Raw genomic sequence first — 21,099 nt, 5'->3', positions numbered from 1 at the left:
TACTCATGAAACTGTTTTTGATACCACTCGTTTGCTTGGTTTTGGGCGTAGGCGGCGGAGTTGGGGCCGGAATCTTTCTATTGCCGGACCCCGAACCTGAACCCGCAATAGCATCAACAGACGAAAGCGCGGATAGTGTCGAAGAGCCGGCGGTAGAAAGTCCAGCTGATGTGAGTTTAGAAGTATCGGGCGTCGAATATATTGACCTAACCAACCAATTTATTGTGCCGTTGCTGATCGATGGTAAAGTCAGCGCCATTGTCGTTTTGGCAATTGGCCTAGAGGTAGTGGAAGGGACGATGCAGGAGGTCATGCTTGGTGAGCCAAAGTTGCGCGCTGCTTTCCTGCAAACACTTTTCAATCATGCCAACAATGGTGGATTTGATGGAAATTTCACCGCATTTTCCACTATGCAAACTTTGCGTCGGGAATTGTTACTTGTCGCCCAATCCATCTCAGGAAGTCGGGTATCAGACGTTCTGATTTTGGACGTTGTTCGTCAGGTGCCTTAATCTAAAAGCTCTTAAACAACATAAGCCTTGTATTAATTATCTTTCGCAATGGACTTGATTGCAAGGTACCGACCGTAGGACTTACTCAGTCGGTTTCGGGCGATTTCCTCTTGTCCTGTAAGGGTGAAACGTTCCATGTTAATTGTTGCCTGCGTGCGATCAATCCAACGCCCCCAGTGGAAGCTTTGGTTCTGGATCGTCGAGCTTGTCGAAGATTGCACGCCAAGGTGACGGCTATCATCTAGCCGACTGTTCATGTCCTGTAGGTCCTGGCACCGTTGAATGGTCAAACTTAACTTGTTTTGGTCGCTAAGATACTGAAGCCTAGAGATTTCCAGAATTTTTCTTAAGTTCTTGCTCATAATCATAATCTAATAATATTTAACGGATTGCGCGAAACGAATGGCGGCAGCGACGGCCTGATAGAAGTCAACGGGCACCTCGTCGCCGATTTGCGCGATGGTTGAAAGGTGTCGAGCTGTCGGAATATCGATGTGAACTGGAACGCCTGCGGACTCTGCAACTTGTTTGATCTTTAACGCGATTTCATCGATACCCTTCGCTACCACAATTGGTGCGTTTGATTTCGTTGGATTCCATTCAAGGGCAACAGCGTAATGTGTCGGGTTGACGATTACCACATCAGCGTTAGGAACATCATGTATCATTCTGTTGGTTGCAATGTCCAAAGCCCGTTGTCGACGCAAACTTTTGAAGTGAGGATCCCCTTCTGCATCGCGATGTTCGTCTTTGAGCTCCTGAAAGCTCATCATGTTCTTCTTCGTAAATTGAGAAACCTGCCAAACGTAATCAATTGCAGCGATTGCGGACGCAATCATACCTGTCGCAATTAGCAACATAAGCGCTTTGTTGAAGATGAAGTTTATGCCTGCCCGGTCGCCTAGTCGCGACAAGTTTGAGATGTGATCTATTAAAGGTAAAATCAATGCGGTAAGTGCCGCTGAAAATAGAACCAGTTTAATGAAGCTTTTTAGGAACTCAAAAATTCCGTTCGCACCAAACTTTTTCTTAAAGCCAGCAATAGGTGAAATACGATCAAGCTTCGGTGCGATGTTTGACGCCACGAAGATGGCTGACCTTTGAACGGCTATCATAAGAACAATGACGATCAGTGGCCCCAGTATAAATGGCGCATTTCTTGATAGAACGCTCAGAATCTTCTCTTTAATCACGCTGTGATTGGACGATTGCGTTGCATTTATTTGTTCTAGCAAGGCCGGGGAAAAAAACGTACTGAGCGTGGCTGTTGTTTCCTGCATGATAGTTGCGCCAAAAATGAAGAGCACCAAGATCATCGACAGATAAGTTAGCGCGACACCAACCTCTTGCGATCTAGGGATTTCACCTTTCTTCCGCGCGTCGTCCAGCTTTTTCTGCGTTGGTTGGTGCGACTTTTCGTGTGAGTCCTCCATTCACTGGAAGCCCGAAATCGCAGCGATAGCGTATGCGCTTTCAAGCCATGTTTCCAGCATTGGACGCGCGGAAATGACCAATAGGCCGATGGAAGCAGCGATGATGCCTGGCGCACCAACAAAGCTTACTAATAACTGAGGCATGGCGCGGTTTATTGCGCCTAAGGTCATGTTATAAAAAAGTGATAGTGCCATGAACGGCAACGCAAGTTGGAACGCCAACGCATAACATTCGGATACTGCTTGGACCAAGATGTTGAGCGCATTGCCGGCATCCGGACGTACATTTGCCGGATGCCACATGTACGATTGCAGGAAAAAAGCTGCTAGCTTATCAAGAAATCCAGATAGCATTAAGACAGCGATGCCGGAAATGGTCAGAATATTGCTAACGGTTGATTGTGCCTCGTTCGATACGGATCCGCCAAAAATTTGAGCGATTGAGCTGGATTGAGCGATAATCGTGCCGGCAATTTGGAGCGAAAATACACTCATCCTGATCGTTAAGCCAATAAGGAGCCCCTTAACCGCCTCGCTCAGGATGATTTCTGCGACCCCGGCGTTGCTAGGCATGCTTGCGGCAAAGTCAGTGAGGGCAAGTGGCGCGATAGTTATGCTTAGCATCATCGTAAAACCGAGCTTGTACTGGGTGGGTACATAGGATGCGGAAACACCAGGTAACAGGAAGACGATCGCCGAAATTCGAGCGAAAATGGCTAGCAAGTTCATCGCGCCAGCTTCGTCCATAAGTTCGAAGATGAACGATAGATCGATCACGGATGGATTACTCCAACCAGATTTAACGATACGTTTTGATCGATCTCATCATAAGAAAGCACCGGGTTGGAAATGCCTTTGGCCGAGAGAATACTGCTGATAAATTTTCGCCGCTTGCTTGTCGTTACAATTGCGGTCTGCGTCGTCGAATCACTTGCGGCCCCAATTGTTTCTGATGTTTTGTCCAACAGTTCTTGTAGTAGAGGAGGTGGAAGAGCGATTTCACCTCTTTGGTTCGCGTCCGCATTAATTTGATACGTGGCAAAAATCTTTTCCCACTCCTGGGCCAATTGAACCACATTGAGGTGGTCATTGTCGTCCTTTATCTTGTCCAGAATTTGGAAGCCTAAGCGGCTTCTGACGTGTTCATAAATGCTATCCCAATTTTTGCTAAATTGTTGGCCCTCTGCAATGGCTTCGATGATTAGCTGAAGGTTCTTAATGGATATGTTTTCGTCCAATAGCGAACGTGTGGTTCCGTGGAGTAACTCCAATGAAACTTTTTCAGGGATCATAGTGTCTAAAAACTTCTTATTTGCTGCAGCTCTACGTTCGTCCGCGATGACCGTCATCTCGTGTAGCCGTTCTTGGAGGGCGGACATGCTCAAAATTTTGGAGAAATTCTTTTTAAGAATTTCTAACAGGTGGGTCGCCAATATTTCTGCGGGTCGAACAACGGTTAAGCCATTTAGAGTCGCCTCTTCTGCGCTTGCTGGTTCCACCCATATCGCGGGTGCGTTAAAGACAGGTTCAGTCACCTCTTCACCAACGATTGGCAATCCATAGGAATTGGATGTTAATACCATTTGAAGATCGGGCCTCAATTGATATCGACCGTGCGGCACACCCAGCAAGTTGATAACGTATTCACCTTCCGGTAACATAGGATTATCGGTCAGGTGAACTTCCGGTAACAGAATCCCATATTCACGAGCGACATGTTTTCGTATGTTTGCTATTCTCATGTCCAGGCCAGTTATGTGATCCAAGGCCATTGGCGTGAGGTCATTTGCGAAATCGATGTGAATTTCATCGGTTTCTAAAAGGTTTGAAATGGATTGCTTGGGAGCTTCTGGCACAGGTGCTGTCTGGTCATTGGATATTTGCTCATTCTCTTCACGTTTACTTTTTAAGCGTGACGCGCCCGCCAAACCGAGGACGATGGCACCAGCCAGAAATGGGACGAAAGGCAGGCCGGGAATAAGTGCGAAAAAGCCAAGTAGGACAGCGACCGAGATCAGCGCGGCAGGATGTTTTCCAAGTTGCTCAAGTACCGTCGTATCGGTCGCGCCAGTCGCGCCACCGCGGGCGAGCAGCAGCGCGGAAGCGATCGAGATAAGCACGGCGGGTATCTGTGAAACGAGACCATCACCAACGGTTAGGATCGAGTAAGTCGCAAACCCGTCAGCGAGAGACATTTGATGACCAAAGACGCCAATCGCGAGGCCGACAAAGAGGTTCAAAGCGGTGATCAAAAGACCCGCAATTGCATCGCCTTTTACAAATTTTGACGCGCCATCGAGGGATCCGAAAAACGTTGTTTCGGCCTGTTCGGTCTCGCGCCGTTCTTTGGCTTGCTCATGAGTAATTGCGCCGGATGCAAGGTCGCTGTCGATAGCCATCTGTTTCCCGGGCATGGCGTCCAGTGCAAATCGTGCGCCGACCTCAGCCATCCGTGTGGCGCCTTTGTTGATAACCAAGAAATTGACCATCAACAAAACGCAAAATACGACCAGACCCAGCGCGATGTTCCCTCCCATTACGAACATCGCAAATCCTTCGATGACATTTCCGGCGGCGGAAGTTCCTGTATGGCCATTGCCGATGATCAATTTTGTCGAAGCGATATTGAGAGACAGCCTGAGAATGAGCGAACCAAGCAAGATGGTTGGGAACGCTGAAAAATCTAACGGTCGCTGTATGAAAAGTGTTACGGTAAACATGAGAATTGCGAGCGCGAAAGAGGCGGCCAATCCCACGTCTAATGCCCATGACGGCACTGGAAGAACCATGATGCAAATGACGCCCATCAAGACAAAGGCAAGTGCTATTGTGGAGTTTGATGAGTTTTTGGACATCATGAACCTATTGCTACGAATAAGGAAATGCGACTAGCGGTCAATTGAGGAGAGTTGGCTCAGAATTGATGATCGAAGAGCTTGTGTATCATCGAGGAGTTCGCGAATTTCCGTACTGTTTAGTGTTGAAAAGCTTTCCGGCGAAGGTGGATCTAGTGCTGCATCAAGGTCGAGTTCGATCGGTTCATCAGCTTGCTCCCTCTCTCCTGCGGCGGGTTGATAGCTTACTTCACGTTGGTCGAGTATCTGAAATTCAACCATACGGTCCGATAGCAATTCTAAAGTGTCTTCGGTTAGCGGCCAGTCATCGCGAAGGAAGAAGGCCGCTAGGAAATCAGTATCGTTCGCATTTTGGGAAATTTCGGCAAATACCCTGTTGGCAATGCCGTCTACAGACCTGTCCTGAGACGGCTCGTGTTGAAATTCTTCCAGCTTACGGATGGCACCGGAGTAGTTTTTAGAATTTAGTAGCGAAACAATTTCTGCTTCTAATAACTCAAACCATAGTGGTGTACCTTGGTGTTCGAAACGAATGGCCTCTGAAATGCCCGTTGCATTGTGATGACCGTTAAATGCAAGAATATCTAACATCACCTCTGGTTGATCTCTATTTGCGATCTTGATTTCGGAAGTAGGGATGCTCTGGAGTGCAGAGTCAGTTTTTTCAACGCTGGCTTCAGTGGCAACATCGGAGAATGAGAGGATTTCAGCGGCAGAAGAGTATTCGTTATTCCTGATGAGCATCTCATGAAGGCGTGCAGTGACCTGCTGCCTTAGCCATCTAGGTAGCGCTTTAAAATATAGGAGAACTAGATCGCTCTTTATGTCATTTTCTGACGCGCCCTTCATGCTCAATGCATACCATAAGTAATTCGAATTTTCGCATCGCTGCATTCGCTGCCAATAATCGGACGTATCAATGTGGTCTTGTAGAAGTCTTGCGATCTGCTTGAGTAATTCCACTTCTTCAGTCTTGGTGCTAACTTGATCTAGGATTTGAGACGCCTCAATTTCTAGACCGAGTTCCAGGTATTGAAGTGCAAGGGAAACCATCCTTTCATCATTTGGATTTCCCGTCTCAGAAAAGACTAGTTTCCGTGTCGCGATCAGGGTCTCGAAGCCTATTTCCTCTACTGTTGAACCAAAAAGTTCTGCTGACCTAAAGGCATTGCAGGCTGTATCGGGGGTGATCGGATTTAAACCCTGCGCGTCACTACTCGTTGTGTCGATGCCGATGTTCAGTGACAAAATTGAGGTTTGGATGTCGTTTGCAGTGGCATTGGTAGGCTCTCTGTCACCATCACTTTTCTGGTGCAATTCGATACGACCCGACGTTGCCGCAGTTGATAGTTCGCGAGCAAGAAAATCAGGTATATAAACGCTATCAGGTTCCTGAATGAGGGGCGCTTCGACTTGGTTAACTTCGTAATTTGGGGTAGCCCCAACCAGAAGATCTCTCCACCATGCACCATTTGGAATGTCTCCATTTGACGTAGCTTTTTCAACAATCATCTCGGGGAACACATTGAGAATATCAATTATCAAGAAAACATCTTGGTACACGTATACATCTATACGACAATCACACTCGAAACTAACCTCAATTTGATTCCGGCGCTCACGGTCAATAAGCTTCGCGTAGATCTCCCCAGCGCCTATTGCGTCCGGATTCTTCTGTTCAAAGCGAAATCCCTCTGGAAGCTCAATTATTGATTTTCCCTGTTCTTGCTGAATTTTCCAATCTGTTCCACGTGGTATGGTTGCGACAAAACGTGGAAAATCTGATTGATCTCCCGATATGACCGGAACAACCTCTGAGTAAGCACTGCTTGCAGTCAGAAGTAGAGCGACCGTTGCCCACCTAGTCATTAGGACGCTTCTTTTTTGAGAGATTTCAATGCTTCTTCGAGATCGGTAAAGGACGGACGGAAGTGCGAAGGAGTATTCTGGCGCCCGACTTCAATGCAAATATTTGGCGCATGGCGGTGAAGATTTGCGACCAGTACCTCACGGATTAACCGATAGAAGTGGGCATCTTCCTCGATGACCGCACCAACGCGAAGTGCAAATGGGCCTACTAAGCCATAGGCTAAAAAAACACCTAGAAATGTACCGACAAGTGCCCCACCGATCAATTTCCCGAGGACTTCTGGAGGTTGATCAATTGAGCCCATTGTTTTGATGATTCCCAAAACAGCAGCGACAATTCCTAGGGCAGGTAGCCCGTCAGCGATGCTCTGTAATGCATGTGTCGAATGCATATTGTGATGGTGGGTCGCATCGATGCGTTTTTCCAAGACCTCTTCGACCTGATGAGGATCGTCGTAATTCATTGACCCTGACCGAAGGGTATCGCAGATCAGGCCAATAGCTTCTTTGTCAGCTGCGATCTTTGGATACCGTTCAAAAATTTCCGAACTGGTCGGATCTTCAATATGCGCTTCAAGTTCAACTGGGTTTGCCCTTGCGATGCGAAGCAGCTCAAATAGAAGGCAAAGAAGATCGCGGTAGTCGCTTGTTTTCCAGGTTGGACCTTTGAAAACTTTTCCGACATCTTTCGCTGTATGCTTAATGCCAGCTGTATCGTTGCTGATGACAAACGCACCAACTGCTGCCCCCACAATCATTATCATCTCGAATGGCAGGGATTTGAGGATAATGCCCATTTTACCACCTGCGAGGAGATAACCGCCGAACACCATTACGAAAATGATGACAATGCCAACTAGTCCTATCATAAGATTCTCACATTATTACAGTTATGGGCAGTCATTCAAAATTGAACGCATTAGCATTTCGGCCTGCAAGCATGACGCTAATGGTGTGCGCATTTTCCGGTTCTAGTTCCGTCATTACGGCCGCCGCGGCTTCGGCTTGCATTAGCCCGAGGAAACCAGCAGCAAAGCCGGGTGCCATTTCTGAAAACAAGGCGGCAGTATCTTTTGGCTTCATGTTTTCGTAAACTGTCGCTAATCGCGCCAAATCATTTTCGGCAGCTGTGTCTGCTAGTGCTAAGGTGCTAGCGAGTTTTTGCTCAATGATTGTGAGTTCTGATATTTTTTCGGAAATACGTAGTTCCGATTGGCTTAGATCATCCTTTAGTATTCTTAATTCTGCTTCGCGTTCCAATAAATCCGCTTCACGAACTTCGAAGGCAGCGAGAATTGTTTCAATCGCTTCGCTGTTAAATGGAATACCGATGATCTCGGTTGTGCTAGATGATGCAGCTAAATTGGAAATATCTGCGTCTTGAGCAAATGCAAAAAACTGCTGTTCCGAGGAGCGAACGATTCCGGATACTATTAGTATTGTTGCGAGTGCGCCAAGCGAACTACTATAGTGCTTTTTTCGATTTAGAATGCTCATTCGTCGCTCGCAGGTTGCGGTTCGCGCCGTGCGAAGAATGGATTTGACGCTTGTTGATGCTTCTCCGCCGATGGCAAACTGTGAAGCGATGCAACAAGTAATTCTAAATGCTTGGCGGCTTCTTCCGCCCTCTGACTGCCTGCGTTTAATCGCCGAACTGATTGATTTCCATTCTCTTGTGCCCGGCGTAACGATAGGTTCAGTTCACTAATTTGGACCGACATCGTTTTTATTGCTTTTCCGATGTCGCTTTCAAGGCTTGTGAACCGGCGCAACCTTCGTGATAGGATCATGCAATAAATGGCAACGCCAAATGCGCCTGCAGACAATAGTATATCTGATATGAAGGCCATTCTGGCGCCCCCTAATTAAGTACAAATTCCATTACCAGTAAGTCATTGACGCGGTTTTCGCCGGCAACGATTCTGACGCGGTGCAACATCTGCGAGCGAATTTTGATCAGCGCAGCTGGTGCTTCGATATCTTCTACTTCTAAAGCTCTTAAATAACCGTTTAAGATGTCGATAATTCGCGGCTTAATTTTCTCGATTTCCTCTACTGCGGCTGGATTGACATCTAGCTGGGCGGTAAAACGGAGTAATTGCCTGTCCGACCCGCTGGATAGTGTAATTACCATGGGGTCTAATGGGACGAAGGCCACATCTTCGCTTTCGGGCGGAATATCCGAAGTTTCTGTAGAATCTCCGGCAGCCTCAATTGTTTTTCCGCCGATGATGCCGATCTTTACGAGGGTGAAGCCCCCTCCCGCTCCCGCGAGCAACAGTACAAACCCTAGGATTAGCGGAAGTTTCGTTTTTTTGGGCGGTGGTGGCACCTCTAGTTCGGCAGCGTCGGTCATGTTGCGACTCCATTAAATGTCTCTTGACGCGATTTAACCAAAGAAGCCCTAACTCGTTATTAATTGTTTGCATGCAATCAATCGATTGTTGGAGGCAGAAGGCCTCTGTTTGATCGGAGAACTGATTTGCAAAATTTACTCGACGTTTGGAATCGGTTGAGCATCGGGCAGCGGGTCGCGGCGATTGGCTCGAGTATCGGTGTGTTCTTGGTTGTCTTGTTTCTTGTGCAATCCCCTGGCGCGCGAGACATGTCACTGTTGTTCGGGGGCCTAGAACCAAGCGCGGCAGGTGACGTGCTAACCGCGCTTGACCAACAAGGTGTCATATACGAAGTGCGCGGTGGGGCGATCTATGTCGAAACGACCGCGCGCGATTCGCTTAGACTTGTTCTGGCGGGGCAGGGTTTACCGGTCAGTGGAGTCAACGGGTACGAATTGTTAGACAATCTCAGCGGGTTTTCGACAACGTCCCAAATGTTCGATGCGACATACTGGCGGGCAAAAGAAGGGGAACTTGCGCGTACAATTGTTGCGAACCCGCGCTTCCGTAGCGCGAGAGTTCATATTTCCTCTGCGTCGACGCGATCATTTCAACGATCGGAACCACCAAGCGCTGCAGTGACTGTGCAGTCATCCACAGGGATAATTTCCGCCAATCAAGTCAAGGCACTTCAGTACCTCGTTGCCTCTGCTGTCAGTGGCTTGGTTCCTGAAAATGTCGCAATTATTGACGCTACTGCGGGGCTTCTGTCAGGTGCCGATGATTTGCCCGGCGCCGCCGCGGATAATGAGCAAGCTGATATTCTTCGTGCGCGAGCCGAAAGGCTATTGTTGGCGAGGGTGGGGGCAGGGAATGCGGTTGTCGAACTCACAATGGAAACAGTCACTGATTCTGAGACGATATCCGAGCGCACGGTGGATCCTGACAGCCGCGTAGCGATTAGTACAGAGGTTCAGGAAAGCGCTGAAAAATCGGAAGATTCCCGCGGTGGGGATGTAACAGTTGCATCCAATCTTCCAGACGGTGACGCCGCCGGCGGCGGAACCGCCAATAATGAAAATAGCGAAACACGCGCGCTCACAAATTTTGAAGTCTCTGAAACGCAAAGGGAAATCAGGCGACTGCCGGGAGCGGTTAAGCGCCTAACTGTAGCGGTATTGATCAATGATGCGGTGATCAAGAACCCTGATGGAACCACAACAGTTGAACCGCGGTCGGACGAAGAATTGGCTGATCTACAAGAATTGGTAACGTCCGCCGTCGGTTTTGATGAGGCAAGGGGTGACCAAATCACTTTGCGATCGATGCCATTTGAGCCGATCCCTGAATTAGGGACAGAAGTATTTGCCGACAGTACTTCGTCTTCTTCGTTAGACATGATGCAACTCATCCAAATCGGGGTTTTGGCCGCAGTTGCGCTGATCCTCGGGTTGTTTGTCGTGAAACCAATTTTGTCACCAAAGTCGGGCATGGCAGCCTTGCCACCGCCTGATGAAGGGGCAGAAAGTACCAGTTTCGTTGAAGACGATGGCCCACAAATGATGTCCGCCTTTCCGGACATGATGTCGATCGAAGGGCCAAGCGACGACGGTTTAGGTTTTGGTGACATGGGTGGACGCGCCGCAGATGACCCAGTCACAAGATTGCAGGAAATGATCACGGATCGGGAGACTGAAACGCTGCAAATTCTTGAAAATTGGATGGACGATCCTGAGCGGAAGGAACCTGCATAAATGGTGTCATCCTTAAGTCTTGAAAGCTTTGATGGACAGCATCTGAGCCAGACTGAGCATCCAGAAAATATTGCGACCTACGATGAGGGATTCCGGGATGGGCAAGAGGCAGCAAATCTGGCGCATCAGAGCGAACAATCGCAGTTACGCGCAAAAGTCGCAGAATCACTGGTCGATGGCATGTTTGGGTACGAAGAGGCGCAATCGCATTTTTCGAATGGCACAGCGAACTACGTTACCGCTATTTTGGAACAGGTTTTGCCTGAGTTGCTTGCGCCCGCTTTAAATCTGAAGGTGCGCCAACTCTTGCAGGACGCAATTGAACGCGACAGCACGCATCCCTTTGTCCTTCGCTTGCCACCGAATCAAATTGACGTGTTTCAGGCGGTCATTAGTGACCTCGATTTGTCCGAAGTCGTGATTGAAGCTGATCCGGCCTTAACAGAACATGCGGCGTTTTTCATGTGTGGCGGGCACGAAACGTCCATTGATTTTGATGCCTTACACGAGGCCATCAAACATCATTCGAAAATCTTGATTACCCCAGCGAAGGAAGCTTCATAAGATGGAAGATGTTGTCGAAAAACAGACCACTGGACATGCGTCGGTACATCCTCTGCAACGCATCCCAATCGAGATATCGGTTTCCGTCGGCAAGGCTACGCCGCTGATCTCTGATCTGATGAACCTAACGGAAAATGCGGTTTTACCGCTGGATCGCAAAGTTGATGATCCCGTAGAGCTTTATATCGGCGATCGACTGATTGCCCGCGGAGAACTGCAAGAACTGGAGGGCGGTGAACCGGGGCAACTTGCGGTGCGGCTGACAGAGGTCGCCGTTCACAACGACGAGTTGGAATAACGTGCGGTTTTTTTGCATTACGTTACTGTGTATCGCTTTTTGGGCGTCGCCATCAGTCGCGCAAGATTTTTCGATAACACTGGGCGACGATACCTCTCTGGCGTCGCGGTCGATCCAGTTGTTAGTCTTGATCACCGTGCTCAGTTTGGTGCCGGGCATCGCAATTATGGTGACCTGCTTTCCATTCTTCGTCACCGTCTTCGCCATTTTGCGACAAGCGATTGGTTTGCAGCAGTCGCCCCCAAATATGATGATGGTCAGCCTTGCGTTATTCATGACCTATTTTGTTATGGAGCCCGTTTTCATTGCGTCTTGGGAACAGGGGGTCGGTCCAGTCGTCGATGGTGTTATGGACATTGAGACCGGCTTTTTCCGCGCAATGGAGCCGTTAAAGATTTTTATGGCGGGCCGGATTAACCCTGAAACCTTCGAACGTATGGCTGAGCTGCGACCAGATGTTGACCCGACGTTGCCGATCGTTCAGTCCAACCTGTCCGTCGTGATCCCGTCGTTTATGTTGAGCGAACTTGCGCGTGCATTTCTGGTCGGGTTCATTATCTTTCTGCCCTTCCTGATTATCGATCTCATCGTTGCGGCCATTCTGATGTCGATGGGGATGATGATGGTGCCGCCCGCAATCGTTTCGCTTCCCTTTAAACTGTCGTTTTTTGTTGTGGCGGACGGGTGGAGCTTACTTTCAATGGGACTTGTTCAAAGCTATGGGGTTTAGCGTTTCAGTTGTCGTAGTTTTTTGGCGACCATGGCTGGATTGGCGATGACCCGTTGAATTTTCACCCAAATGTCGCGCACTGGGCCGAGGGAATTGTAGGGGTACTGGCTTAGCTCCGGCCACAACCGTTGGATCATAGCGATCCCTAAAGTCCCACTTCGTTTCCGGTCGGCAGGTAGGCCGCGCATCAACGCCGAGGTTTCATAGGTGAACATAGCAGCTTAGCGCACAACAGTTGGGTCCGCGCAGAATTGGACATTCGCCCAAGGTCCCATGCGATTTTCTATGTATGCGAGGTCTAGAATATCTAAACCGTTCGTTCCGATTTCGGTCTTGAACTCCGTCAACCAAGCGTTAAGCGCCGCAGCGGCTTTATCGGACCTGCGTAGGCCAAAGCGTGTTACCAACAATTCAGTCGAAACATTTAGATCGGCAGTGTCGGTATCACGCCAAAGAAAGGCCCGCCCGATTTCGCCCCCCAACCCACCGACGAAGACGTGTTCGCGCGCGAGCGGCCGGACACTGGGGTGGAATTTGACGTTACTGTCACCATGGCAATGCCCGCCGCGCCGCAAAAACAGTTCCTGCTGGTCCGTGTCTGCATTTTTGCGCGGCAGCGCCATGTGGTCCAAGGACAGATCATCGGCAATTTTGCGGGTTTGGCGCGTGTGTTGATGGGTTGTTGCATCTCTTTCATGGTCTGAAAACCCATAATGCTTCCCAATCGGGTCAATCCAGTGTATGGCCCGCCCATCTTGGAAGACCGGCGCCCGCAGTCCAGCGCCGACAAAAGAAGATACCGGATTGAGGGGGAATACGCCCCCTACGCAAAAGGCCCCATCGGGCCAAAAGGAAAACATATATGTTTAACGAAGTAAAAAAATCGATGCAGTGGGGCGAAGAAACGCTCACTCTCGAAACCGGCAAGGTTGCGCGTCAGGCTGACGGCTCTGTCATTGCGACGCTTGGCGAAACATCTGTGATGGCGAACGTCACATTTGCACGCAAGCAAAAGCCTGGTCAGGATTTCTTTCCGCTGACCGTACATTATCAAGAAAAATACTATGCTGCCGGTAAAGTACCTGGTGGCTTCTTCAAGCGTGAAGCGCGTCCAACTGAAAAAGAGACGCTGACATCCCGCTTGATCGACCGTCCAATTCGCCCGTTGTTCGTCCCCGGCTTCAAAAACGAAGTTCTGGTGATGTGTACTGTGCTGTCCCACGATCTGGTTAACGACCCGGACATGGTTGCGATGATCGCGGCATCCGCGGCACTTACCATTTCCGGTGCACCATTCCGCGGCCCGATTGCTGCGTGTCGCGTCGGTTTTGAGGATGGTGAATACATCCTGAACCCAGAAATCGACGATATGCACAACCTGCGCCTGAACCCAGAGCAGCGTTTGGATCTCGTTGTTGCCGGCACAAAAGACGCCGTGATGATGGTTGAATCCGAAGCATACGAATTGACCGAAGAAGAAATGCTTGGCGCGGTGACATTCGCCCACGAAAGCATTCAGCCTGTTATCGACCTGATCATCGATCTGGCCGAAGAATGTGCAAAAGAGCCATTCGATTTCCAGCCTGAAGACTATTCAGACCTGTTCAACGCTGTCAAAGCCGCTGGCGAAGACAAAATGCGTGCCGCTTACGCGATCACGGACAAGCAAGAACGGACTGGTGCAGTTTCTGCCGCCAAGGACGATATCATCGCATCTTTGTCTGAAGAGCAGCAAGAAGACGGCAATCTGGGCGCTGCCCTGAAGAAGCTGGAATCTGCGGTTCTGCGCGGTGACGTTGTCAAAAACGGCAAGCGCATCGACGGTCGTGCTCTCGACACGATCCGCCCGATCGTTTCCGAGACAGGCATCCTGCCACGGACACACGGCTCTGCCTTGTTCACACGCGGTGAAACACAGGGTCTTGTTGTGACGACGCTTGGTACTGGCGACGATGAGCAGATGATCGACTCATTGACTGGTATGTATAAGTCGAACTTCATGCTTCATTATAACTTCCCACCGTATTCTGTTGGCGAAGTTGGTCGTGTTGGTGGCCCGGGTCGTCGTGAAATCGGCCACGGTAAATTGGCTTGGCGTGCGTTGCAGGCTGTTCTGCCGTCCGCAACTGATTTCCCATACACTATCCGTTTGGTGTCAGAGATCACTGAATCCAACGGGTCGTCTTCAATGGCGTCCGTTTGTGGTGGGTCTTTGTCCATGATGGACGCAGGCGTTCCATTGAAAGCACCAGTTGCTGGTGTTGCAATGGGTCTGGTGATGGAAGACGATGGCGATTACGCGATCCTGTCCGACATCTTGGGTGATGAAGATCACCTCGGCGACATGGACTTTAAAGTGGCGGGTACTGAAAACGGTATCACATCTTTGCAGATGGACATTAAAATCGCAGGTATCACGCCGGAAATCATGTCCAAGGCGCTGGCACAGGCGAAAGCTGGCCGTTTGCACATTCTCGGTGAGATGGGCAAAGCGCTGACAGGCGCGAAAGATCTGGGCGTACACGCACCAAAGATCGAAACGATGCAGATCCCAACCGACAAGATCCGTGAAGTGATCGGTTCTGGTGGTAAAGTGATCCGTGAAATCGTTGAGACATCTGGCGCGAAAGTGGACATCAACGACGACGGTATCATCAAACTGGCGTCCAACGATGCGGAGGCCATCAAAAAGGCCTACGACATGATCCATTCCATTGTGGCTGAGCCAGAAGAAGGCGTGATCTACAAAGGTAAAGTTGTGAAGCTCGTCGATTTCGGCGCGTTTGTGAACTTCTTTGGTAAGCGTGACGGCCTTGTGCACGTCTCTCAGATCGAAAACCGTCGCCTGAACCACCCATCTGACGTTCTGAAGGAAGGTCAAGAAGTTTGGGTGAAACTGCTCGGCTTTGATGATCGCGGTAAAGTCCGTTTGGCTATGAAAATGGTTGATCAGGAAACTGGTAAAGAGATCACAAAAGAAGAAGCTGCTGAAGAGTAATCCTTCTCTGAAAGATTTGAAAAAGCCCCGATGTGTTCATCGGGGCTTTTTTGTTTGTTTACTTGTTCCCGCTAGTTTGTCCTAAATTTGAAAGGGCTTTTGATGCGAATAAGAATTTGGATCCTCATGATATTGGGCATTCTGGCGGGGCCGCTGAAAGCCCAAAACATAGGTGATGTCACCGCATGGAGCGGAGTTTCCACATTTGGTTTGTCCTTCGAAGGGGGATACCAGATGACTCCCGATTGGCGCGCACGGGCTGGCTGGATAGGTGGCCTTCAGCTGAATGAAACACAAACGGAAAACGGGAACAGTTACGATATCGATGCCGCGCTTGGCGCAATGACTGTGATCGCGGACTACTCTCCCATGGATGCGGACTGGCGAATCTCAGGCGGCCTAGTGTTCAGCAGAACGAACATTGAAACCACGATATCAGGTTCAGCCAGCAACCCGATAGAATATGACGGGCAAAGCTTTGATAGCGGCACCGCAACCAGTATTGCGGAATTCAATCGAACTGCCGCCCCATTGGTTTCTGTTGGGTACGACTATCCGATTAATGATGAGTGGGTATTAAGCAGTGAAATCGGGGCTGTTTTTGTGGGTGGTTTCGACATCGAAATCACTGGGGACAGCGCTGAACTTCAGGCCGCAATTGATGCCGATCCGGATGTGCAAAAAGCCCGCGCTGACGCGGCCAATTTCGCGGCTTATCCATACATCAACTTCTCATTGGGGTATCGATTCTGATATCGCTTCGTGATTTTTCCCCCTCCTCGGCATAATTGTGAGCAGATAAGGCTGTTGTTGGTTTGCATCACCAAAACCGGTTCACTCATATTTGATCTGAATTCCGGTCGGGATGACGCTAGATACGAACAAACCAGCGCAGATTCTTCGGGGGAAAACCTTATGCTGACAAGACGTCATTTTATTGCCACGGGTGCTGCCATCACCGCGTTTGGCGCTCACCCTGCTTTTGCACAAGAGGCGGCCGCGCCAGCGCCAGAAGTGCCAGTTGTACCTGCTGATCCTCTTGCGCCAACTTTGGTTACTTTGGCAGGCGCCGTCGCCGCCAATGAAATCCACATGGATCCAAACACATTCCGCCTTTACCTGACACTGGGTGGCGATCAGGCAATGCGCTACGCCGTCGGTGTTGGTCGTCCAGGATTGTACGAACCGGGTAGCTTCTACGTTGGCGCCAAGAAAGAATGGCCTAGCTGGACGCCGACACCGGAAATGATTGAACGTGATCCAGAGGCGTATGAAAAATACGCAGACGGGCTCGAAGGCGGGCCGGACAACCCGCTTGGTGCGCGCGCGCTTTATCTATTCGAACCGGGGCGTGGCGACACGTATCTCCGCATTCACGGTACAAATGCGCCCCGCACAATTGGCACTGCGGTATCAAACGGATGCGCGCGCCTTACGAATGAATTCGTTGTAGATCTGTACAACCGCACGCCGATGCGTTCGAAAGTTTACCTGTATCCGCGTGACGCCTAGCACCACAAAGTGATGCAGGAACCCTACAGTACCGGCCCTAATTGGGCCGGTACTTTGCATTTTGTTGGTTCGGTAATCTGTTTGGCCTAATGATTGCGTCAAAATAGACAGCAATAGACCTGAGCAGGACCCCAAATGCTGACACGCCGTCAATTCACTGCAAGCGCAGTGGCGTCTATCCTCGCGACGCCCGCGATAGCGACACCCACCGTCGTCCAGCTTCCGCGTCGTTTTCGACCCCAAGAAGTAGACGTGAACCCCGAATTGCCAGCGGGCGAAATTCATGTCGTTAAGGAAGATTTCTATCTGTATTGGACGCTTGGCAATGGCCGCGCCCGTCGCTACGGCATTGCGCTTGGTAATCAGGGTCGGAACTATACGGGGGTTTTGACGATCCGCCGTAAGGCCGAATGGCCCAGCTGGATTCCGACGCAAAACATGATCAACCTCGAACCAGAGCTATACGCGCCCTATCGCCGTGGTTTGCCCGGTGGTCACCCGCAAAACCCGATGGGTGCGCGCGCGCTGTACCTATATGAAGGCGGCCGCGACACATATTACCGCATTCATGGTACGCCACAGCCTTGGACGATTGGTCAGAACTTTTCGTCAGGGTGCGTACGGTTGATCAACCCGCATGTTGAAGAACTTTACGATCAGGTGCCTGTGAACACGCGCGTCTATATCTTCTAAGAAAAAGAGCCTCGCAATCACTTGCGAGGCTCTTTCAGTTCGAACAGCGATAACGCCGTTTAGAGCTTTGTCTTGCGCAAGTACGGCAGCACTTTTTCAAAATCGCCGAATTTGGCTTTCGCGTCTTCATCGCTCAATGTGGCGGGAATGATGATGTCGTCCCCAACATTCCAGTTCGCTGGTGTTGCAACACCACGGCCAGTGGATGTCTGCAGGCCATCAAGGGCACGCAGAACTTCGGCAAAATTGCGCCCGACGGTCATTGGGTATGTCATCGACAATTTCAGCTGTTTGTCTGGGCCGATGATAAACACAGAACGGACTGTTGCGCTGTCCGCTGGTGTGCGGCCATCCGGCAAATAAGCCTCAGCTGGCAGCATGTCGAACGCCTTGGACACTTCAAGTCCAGTGTCTGCGATAATTGGAAAACCTGCTGCAGCGCCGCCAACGGTTTCGATGTCAGTTTTCCATTTCTTATGGTCCTCGACACCGTCGACGGACACGCCAATCACCTTTGTGCCGCGTTTGGCCCATTCGTCGGCCAGTTGCGCCACTGCGCCAAATTCGGTCGTGCAAACCGGCGTAAAGTCTTTGGGGTGCGAGAAAAGGATCGCCCAGCTATCGCCGATCCAATCGTGCAAAGCAAAGCTGCCTTGATCGGTTTCGACGGTCAGGTTTGGAATGGTATCGTTAATACGCAAGCTCATAATGGTATCCTTTCATGCGGTTCTTATTGATATATAAGGACGCGCACGACAGAGCGCACCCCCGACAGGTCACCGAATTAACTAGAATGGTGCTTTGGCCGTGATGCGGGTGCCTTGTCCGCCGTCGGGGTGCCGAAACTGGAATGTCTCGGAATGCAGCATCAATCTGGGGTGGTTCAGTGCGTCGCCTGTCGCATAGAACGGATCACCAAGAATAGGGTGCCCCATCTCCAGCATATGCACACGTAGTTGGTGGGACCGGCCCGTTTTGGGCATCAAGCGGACCCGCGTTTCTGCATCGTTACCGCGGATGACCCGCCAATCCGTCACAGCTTGTTTGCCGGTTTCATGGCAAACCATCTGTTTTGGGCGATTGGGCCAGTCGACGATAAGTGGCAGATCAACTGTACCGGTTTTTTCCGCGATACGTCCCGCAACACGGGCCACATAGGTCTTTTTCGTCTGACGTTTTTCAAACTGCAGGCCGAGGTGGCGCTGGGCGTGTGGCGTTAACGCGAAAATCATGACACCAGAGGTGTCCCGATCTAAGCGATGAACTAGCAAAGCCTGTGGGTATACCGCTTGAACACGGGTGATCAGGCAGTCCGCCAGATGTTCACCCTTGCCCGGAACTGACAAAAGCCCGCTTGGCTTATTGACAAGAACAACTTCGTGGTCGTCGTGCAGAATCACGAGCGAATCTTGCGGCGGATTGTAGGTGTCAGTCATAAACGCGGTCGCCGAAGATAGCTGATCCAACGCGGACATGTGTCGCGCCTAAGGCAATCGCGCTTTCGAAATCTCCGCTCATGCCCATAGATAAGCCTGCCAATCCATTGCGGCCTGCGATTTTGGCGAGCAATGCGAAGTGTAAGGATGGTTCTTCTTCCGCCGGTGGAATGCACATCAGCCCTTTGATCGGCAAATCAAGCGCGATCGCGTCTTTGATAAAGGTGTCGGCATCGGACGGTAATACACCTGCTTTCTGCGGTTCTTCGCCGGTGTTCACCTGAATGAACAGATCAGGGCAACTTCCGATCTCTTGAGCGATGCGTGCGATTGTTGTTGCAAGCTTTGGTCGGTCAAGCGTGTGGATCGCCTGTGCAAGTGTCATCGCTTGACGGGCCTTGTTGGTTTGCAGCGGTCCAATCAGGTGAAGATCGACATCATTATATGTTTCGCGGAACGCAGGCCATTTACCAGCCGCTTCCTGCACCTTATTTTCGCCAAATACGCGGTGACCTTCAGAAAGAATCGCCTCAACGCGTGCATTAGATTGCACTTTAGAAACCGCAATAAGCGTGACATCACCTTTTGGCCGGTTCGCCTTTGTTTCGGCGCGGTTGATGCGCTCTTTGATATCCATCAGCGACATTACAGGGTCCTGTTATTGTTTTGATATTCGTTCTAAGCAACGAAATAGGGGGTTTGTGCGTGCTTGTCATTCCGCAAACTGCCAAAACCGGTGTGTGTCCTTGATGCACCATTTTTCATAGACCCGCCAAACATTGGCCCAAATTACTTGAGTGTGCAGCCACTTGGGCGCAATTACACACTCAATGCTAGACGATCTGGCATCTTGGGAATGCAAACACGAGGGAATTATCCATGAAAAGCATCCTTCTTACCTCTACTGCCCTGGTCGCCTTTGCTGGCGCCGCTGCAGCTGACGGCCACGCCTCTGTAAGCCACTCTTTGGGTGGTACACTTGGTTACAACAATGAAGTCGATGGTATCGGCGAAGACGGTTTCTTCTGGGAAGGTAACCTGAAGACAACTGCAACTGCTGCTTTGGACAACGGTCTGACAGCTGGCGCATACTTCGAAGTCACTGTTGCTGAAGACAACGATGCAGCTTCCGAAGACGGCGGGCAAGCACTTGCTTCTTCCGACTTCGTTCTGTCTTTGGAATCAGACACAGCGTCTTTGTTCGTTGGTGACACTGGTACAGCCGCGACTAAGCGCTTTGTAGCAGCTGGCGACATGGAATCAGACGCCTTCACAACAGGTACAGACTCCGCAGTTCTGCGCGGCGACGTATCTTTCGGTGGTGTTGACGCGTCTTTGTCTTACATCATTGACGATGCAAACGGTGAAGCTGAGCAGCTTTCATTCGGTGCAGCAGCAACTTTCGGTATCGCTACTTTGACAGCAGCTTACCAGGAAGACACAACTTTTGCTGACGGCAACGGCGACTTCAGCGCAGCTGAAGTTATGGGTGTATCTGCAGCTGTAACTGTTGCTAACGCAACAATCACACTTGCATACGCTGACAACATGACAGCTGACACACAGTCCACTGGTATCAAGGTTTCATACCCTATCGGTCCAGTTGTTGCGACTGGTTACTACGTTGACGAAGGTGACGCAGACGCAAACCTCGGCGTGAACGTAGCTTACACAAGCGGCCCAATCGCTGCTTCTGTTGACTACCAGGACGACCAAGGCGTGACTAAGTACAAAGTTGAAGGTTCTTACGACCTCGGCAATGGCTTGACTGTTCTTGCTGGTGCGTTGAACGAAAACGAAGGCGACGACGTTGACTACTACGCTGGCGCAACATACGACCTCGGTGGCGGTGCAACTGCTACTTTCGTATACGCAGCTGACGAAGATGGCGACCAAGGCGACGAAATCGGCGCTGGTGAATACGATCCAGGCGTAACAGTTTCTGTAGACTTCACATTCTAAGTTGTCTTACATGAATTGAGATTGAGCCGCCCTTTTGGGCGGCTCTTTCTTTTTGTGGACACGTCTTTGGGCGCACTAGTCTTTCGGCCCATAGGCCTTTATGAAAATGCAAAGCTTACAGCCCGTGTTTCCATTGAAAGACCAGAC

23 protein-coding genes are annotated in these 21,099 nt (G+C 50.3%); 10 read left to right on the top strand and 13 right to left on the bottom strand.

Annotated elements, in window-relative coordinates; translation table 11 throughout:
• The first annotated feature begins 5 nt into the window (after positions 1–5).
• Complete coding sequence (locus MWU61_RS07630; RefSeq protein ID WP_247127690.1) at positions 6–512, top strand: flagellar basal body-associated protein FliL; 507 nt, start codon at positions 6–8, stop codon at positions 510–512.
• A 371-nt stretch (positions 513–883) separates the two neighbouring features.
• Here MWU61_RS07630 and MWU61_RS07625 read toward each other — a convergent pair whose 3' ends face one another.
• The 8 genes from MWU61_RS07625 to MWU61_RS07590 are packed head-to-tail and all read right to left on the bottom strand — an operon-like array spanning position 884 to position 9,025.
• Entirely contained in the window at positions 884–1,945 is a 1,062-nt protein-coding gene (locus MWU61_RS07625) for a flagellar type III secretion system protein FlhB (protein ID WP_247127689.1), read from the bottom strand.
• Complete coding sequence (locus MWU61_RS07620) at positions 1,946–2,722, bottom strand: flagellar biosynthetic protein FliR (RefSeq protein ID WP_247127688.1); 777 nt, start codon at positions 2,720–2,722, stop codon at positions 1,946–1,948.
• The gene (locus MWU61_RS07615) at positions 2,719–4,803 is read right to left on the bottom strand and encodes a flagellar biosynthesis protein FlhA (RefSeq protein ID WP_247127687.1); all 2,085 of its coding nucleotides are present in this window, start codon (positions 4,801–4,803) and stop codon (positions 2,719–2,721) included. Before MWU61_RS07615 ends, MWU61_RS07620 begins: the two co-directional genes overlap by 4 nt.
• Before the next feature lie 30 nt (positions 4,804–4,833).
• Entirely contained in the window at positions 4,834–6,669 is a 1,836-nt protein-coding gene (locus tag MWU61_RS07610; protein ID WP_247127686.1) for a hypothetical protein, read from the bottom strand.
• The gene (gene motA, locus MWU61_RS07605) at positions 6,669–7,538 is read right to left on the bottom strand and encodes a flagellar motor stator protein MotA (RefSeq protein WP_247127685.1); all 870 of its coding nucleotides are present in this window, start codon (positions 7,536–7,538) and stop codon (positions 6,669–6,671) included. The genes MWU61_RS07610 and motA overlap by 1 nt, the downstream gene beginning before the upstream one ends.
• Positions 7,539–7,569: 31 nt before the next feature.
• A complete protein-coding gene (locus tag MWU61_RS07600; protein ID WP_247127684.1) occupies positions 7,570–8,166 on the bottom strand; it encodes a hypothetical protein in 597 nt (198 codons plus the stop codon).
• Entirely contained in the window at positions 8,163–8,519 is a 357-nt protein-coding gene (locus MWU61_RS07595) for a hypothetical protein (RefSeq protein ID WP_247127683.1), read from the bottom strand. Before MWU61_RS07595 ends, MWU61_RS07600 begins: the two co-directional genes overlap by 4 nt.
• An 11-nt stretch (positions 8,520–8,530) precedes the next feature.
• A complete protein-coding gene (locus tag MWU61_RS07590) occupies positions 8,531–9,025 on the bottom strand; it encodes a flagellar basal body-associated FliL family protein (protein ID WP_247127682.1) in 495 nt (164 codons plus the stop codon).
• Positions 9,026–9,151: 126 nt separating this feature from the next.
• Here MWU61_RS07590 and fliF point away from each other — a divergent pair, with 126 nt between their 5' ends.
• Genes fliF through MWU61_RS07570 form a run of 4 tightly spaced genes read left to right on the top strand, consistent with a single transcriptional unit; the run spans position 9,152 to position 12,351 of the window.
• Entirely contained in the window at positions 9,152–10,759 is a 1,608-nt protein-coding gene (gene fliF / locus MWU61_RS07585) for a flagellar basal-body MS-ring/collar protein FliF (protein WP_247127681.1), read from the top strand.
• Positions 10,760–11,323 carry a hypothetical protein gene (locus MWU61_RS07580; RefSeq protein WP_247127680.1) on the top strand — a complete coding sequence of 188 codons (564 nt, stop codon included), beginning with the start codon at positions 10,760–10,762 and terminating at the stop codon, positions 11,321–11,323.
• 1 nt (position 11,324) lies between these two features.
• Positions 11,325–11,621 (top strand): FliM/FliN family flagellar motor C-terminal domain-containing protein, encoded by a 297-nt coding sequence (locus MWU61_RS07575; protein ID WP_247127679.1) that lies wholly within the window; start codon positions 11,325–11,327, stop codon positions 11,619–11,621.
• Between the two features lies 1 nt (position 11,622).
• The gene (locus tag MWU61_RS07570) at positions 11,623–12,351 is read left to right on the top strand and encodes a flagellar type III secretion system pore protein FliP (RefSeq protein ID WP_247127678.1); all 729 of its coding nucleotides are present in this window, start codon (positions 11,623–11,625) and stop codon (positions 12,349–12,351) included.
• Here MWU61_RS07570 and MWU61_RS07565 read toward each other — a convergent pair.
• Together MWU61_RS07565 and MWU61_RS07560 are read right to left on the bottom strand one after the other, a co-directional pair.
• Positions 12,348–12,488 (bottom strand): hypothetical protein, encoded by a 141-nt coding sequence (locus tag MWU61_RS07565; protein WP_247127677.1) that lies wholly within the window; start codon positions 12,486–12,488, stop codon positions 12,348–12,350. The two genes, MWU61_RS07570 and MWU61_RS07565, sit on opposite strands and share 4 nt — an antisense overlap.
• A gap of 84 nt (positions 12,489–12,572) precedes the next feature.
• Positions 12,573–12,983, bottom strand: a complete 411-nt coding sequence (locus MWU61_RS07560) for a hypothetical protein (protein WP_247127676.1) — start codon at positions 12,981–12,983, stop codon at positions 12,573–12,575.
• Positions 12,984–13,213: 230 nt separating this feature from the next.
• On the opposite strand from MWU61_RS07560, the gene pnp reads away from it, so the two are divergent.
• From pnp to MWU61_RS07540, 4 genes are all read left to right on the top strand, one after another.
• The gene (gene pnp / locus MWU61_RS07555) at positions 13,214–15,349 is read left to right on the top strand and encodes a polyribonucleotide nucleotidyltransferase (RefSeq protein WP_247127675.1); all 2,136 of its coding nucleotides are present in this window, start codon (positions 13,214–13,216) and stop codon (positions 15,347–15,349) included.
• A gap of 234 nt (positions 15,350–15,583) precedes the next feature.
• Positions 15,584–16,102 (top strand): hypothetical protein, encoded by a 519-nt coding sequence (locus MWU61_RS07550; RefSeq protein ID WP_247127674.1) that lies wholly within the window; start codon positions 15,584–15,586, stop codon positions 16,100–16,102.
• Positions 16,103–16,264: 162 nt separating this feature from the next.
• Entirely contained in the window at positions 16,265–16,861 is a 597-nt protein-coding gene (locus MWU61_RS07545) for a L,D-transpeptidase (RefSeq protein WP_247127673.1), read from the top strand.
• Between the two features lie 135 nt (positions 16,862–16,996).
• Entirely contained in the window at positions 16,997–17,554 is a 558-nt protein-coding gene (locus MWU61_RS07540) for a L,D-transpeptidase (protein WP_247127672.1), read from the top strand.
• A gap of 59 nt (positions 17,555–17,613) precedes the next feature.
• Here the strand turns inward: MWU61_RS07540 and MWU61_RS07535 are convergent, their stop codons facing one another.
• The 3 genes from MWU61_RS07535 to MWU61_RS07525 all read right to left on the bottom strand — a co-directional run bounded on the left by MWU61_RS07535 (position 17,614) and on the right by MWU61_RS07525 (position 19,636).
• Positions 17,614–18,261, bottom strand: coding sequence for a peroxiredoxin (locus MWU61_RS07535; protein WP_247127671.1), 648 nt, complete (start codon positions 18,259–18,261; stop codon positions 17,614–17,616).
• Positions 18,262–18,342: 81 nt separating this feature from the next.
• The gene (locus tag MWU61_RS07530) at positions 18,343–18,990 is read right to left on the bottom strand and encodes a pseudouridine synthase (protein WP_247127753.1); all 648 of its coding nucleotides are present in this window, start codon (positions 18,988–18,990) and stop codon (positions 18,343–18,345) included.
• Complete coding sequence (locus tag MWU61_RS07525; RefSeq protein ID WP_247127670.1) at positions 18,983–19,636, bottom strand: YggS family pyridoxal phosphate-dependent enzyme; 654 nt, start codon at positions 19,634–19,636, stop codon at positions 18,983–18,985. The genes MWU61_RS07530 and MWU61_RS07525 overlap by 8 nt, the downstream gene beginning before the upstream one ends.
• A 233-nt stretch (positions 19,637–19,869) precedes the next feature.
• On the opposite strand from MWU61_RS07525, the gene MWU61_RS07520 reads away from it, so the two are divergent.
• Entirely contained in the window at positions 19,870–20,952 is a 1,083-nt protein-coding gene (locus tag MWU61_RS07520; protein ID WP_247127669.1) for a porin, read from the top strand.
• Positions 20,953–21,099 lie beyond the last annotated feature (147 nt).

This window comes from Loktanella sp. F6476L, assembly GCF_023015725.1.
Lineage (GTDB): Bacteria > Pseudomonadota > Alphaproteobacteria > Rhodobacterales > Rhodobacteraceae > Yoonia.
This window is presented reverse-complemented; position numbering and strand designations above follow the sequence as displayed.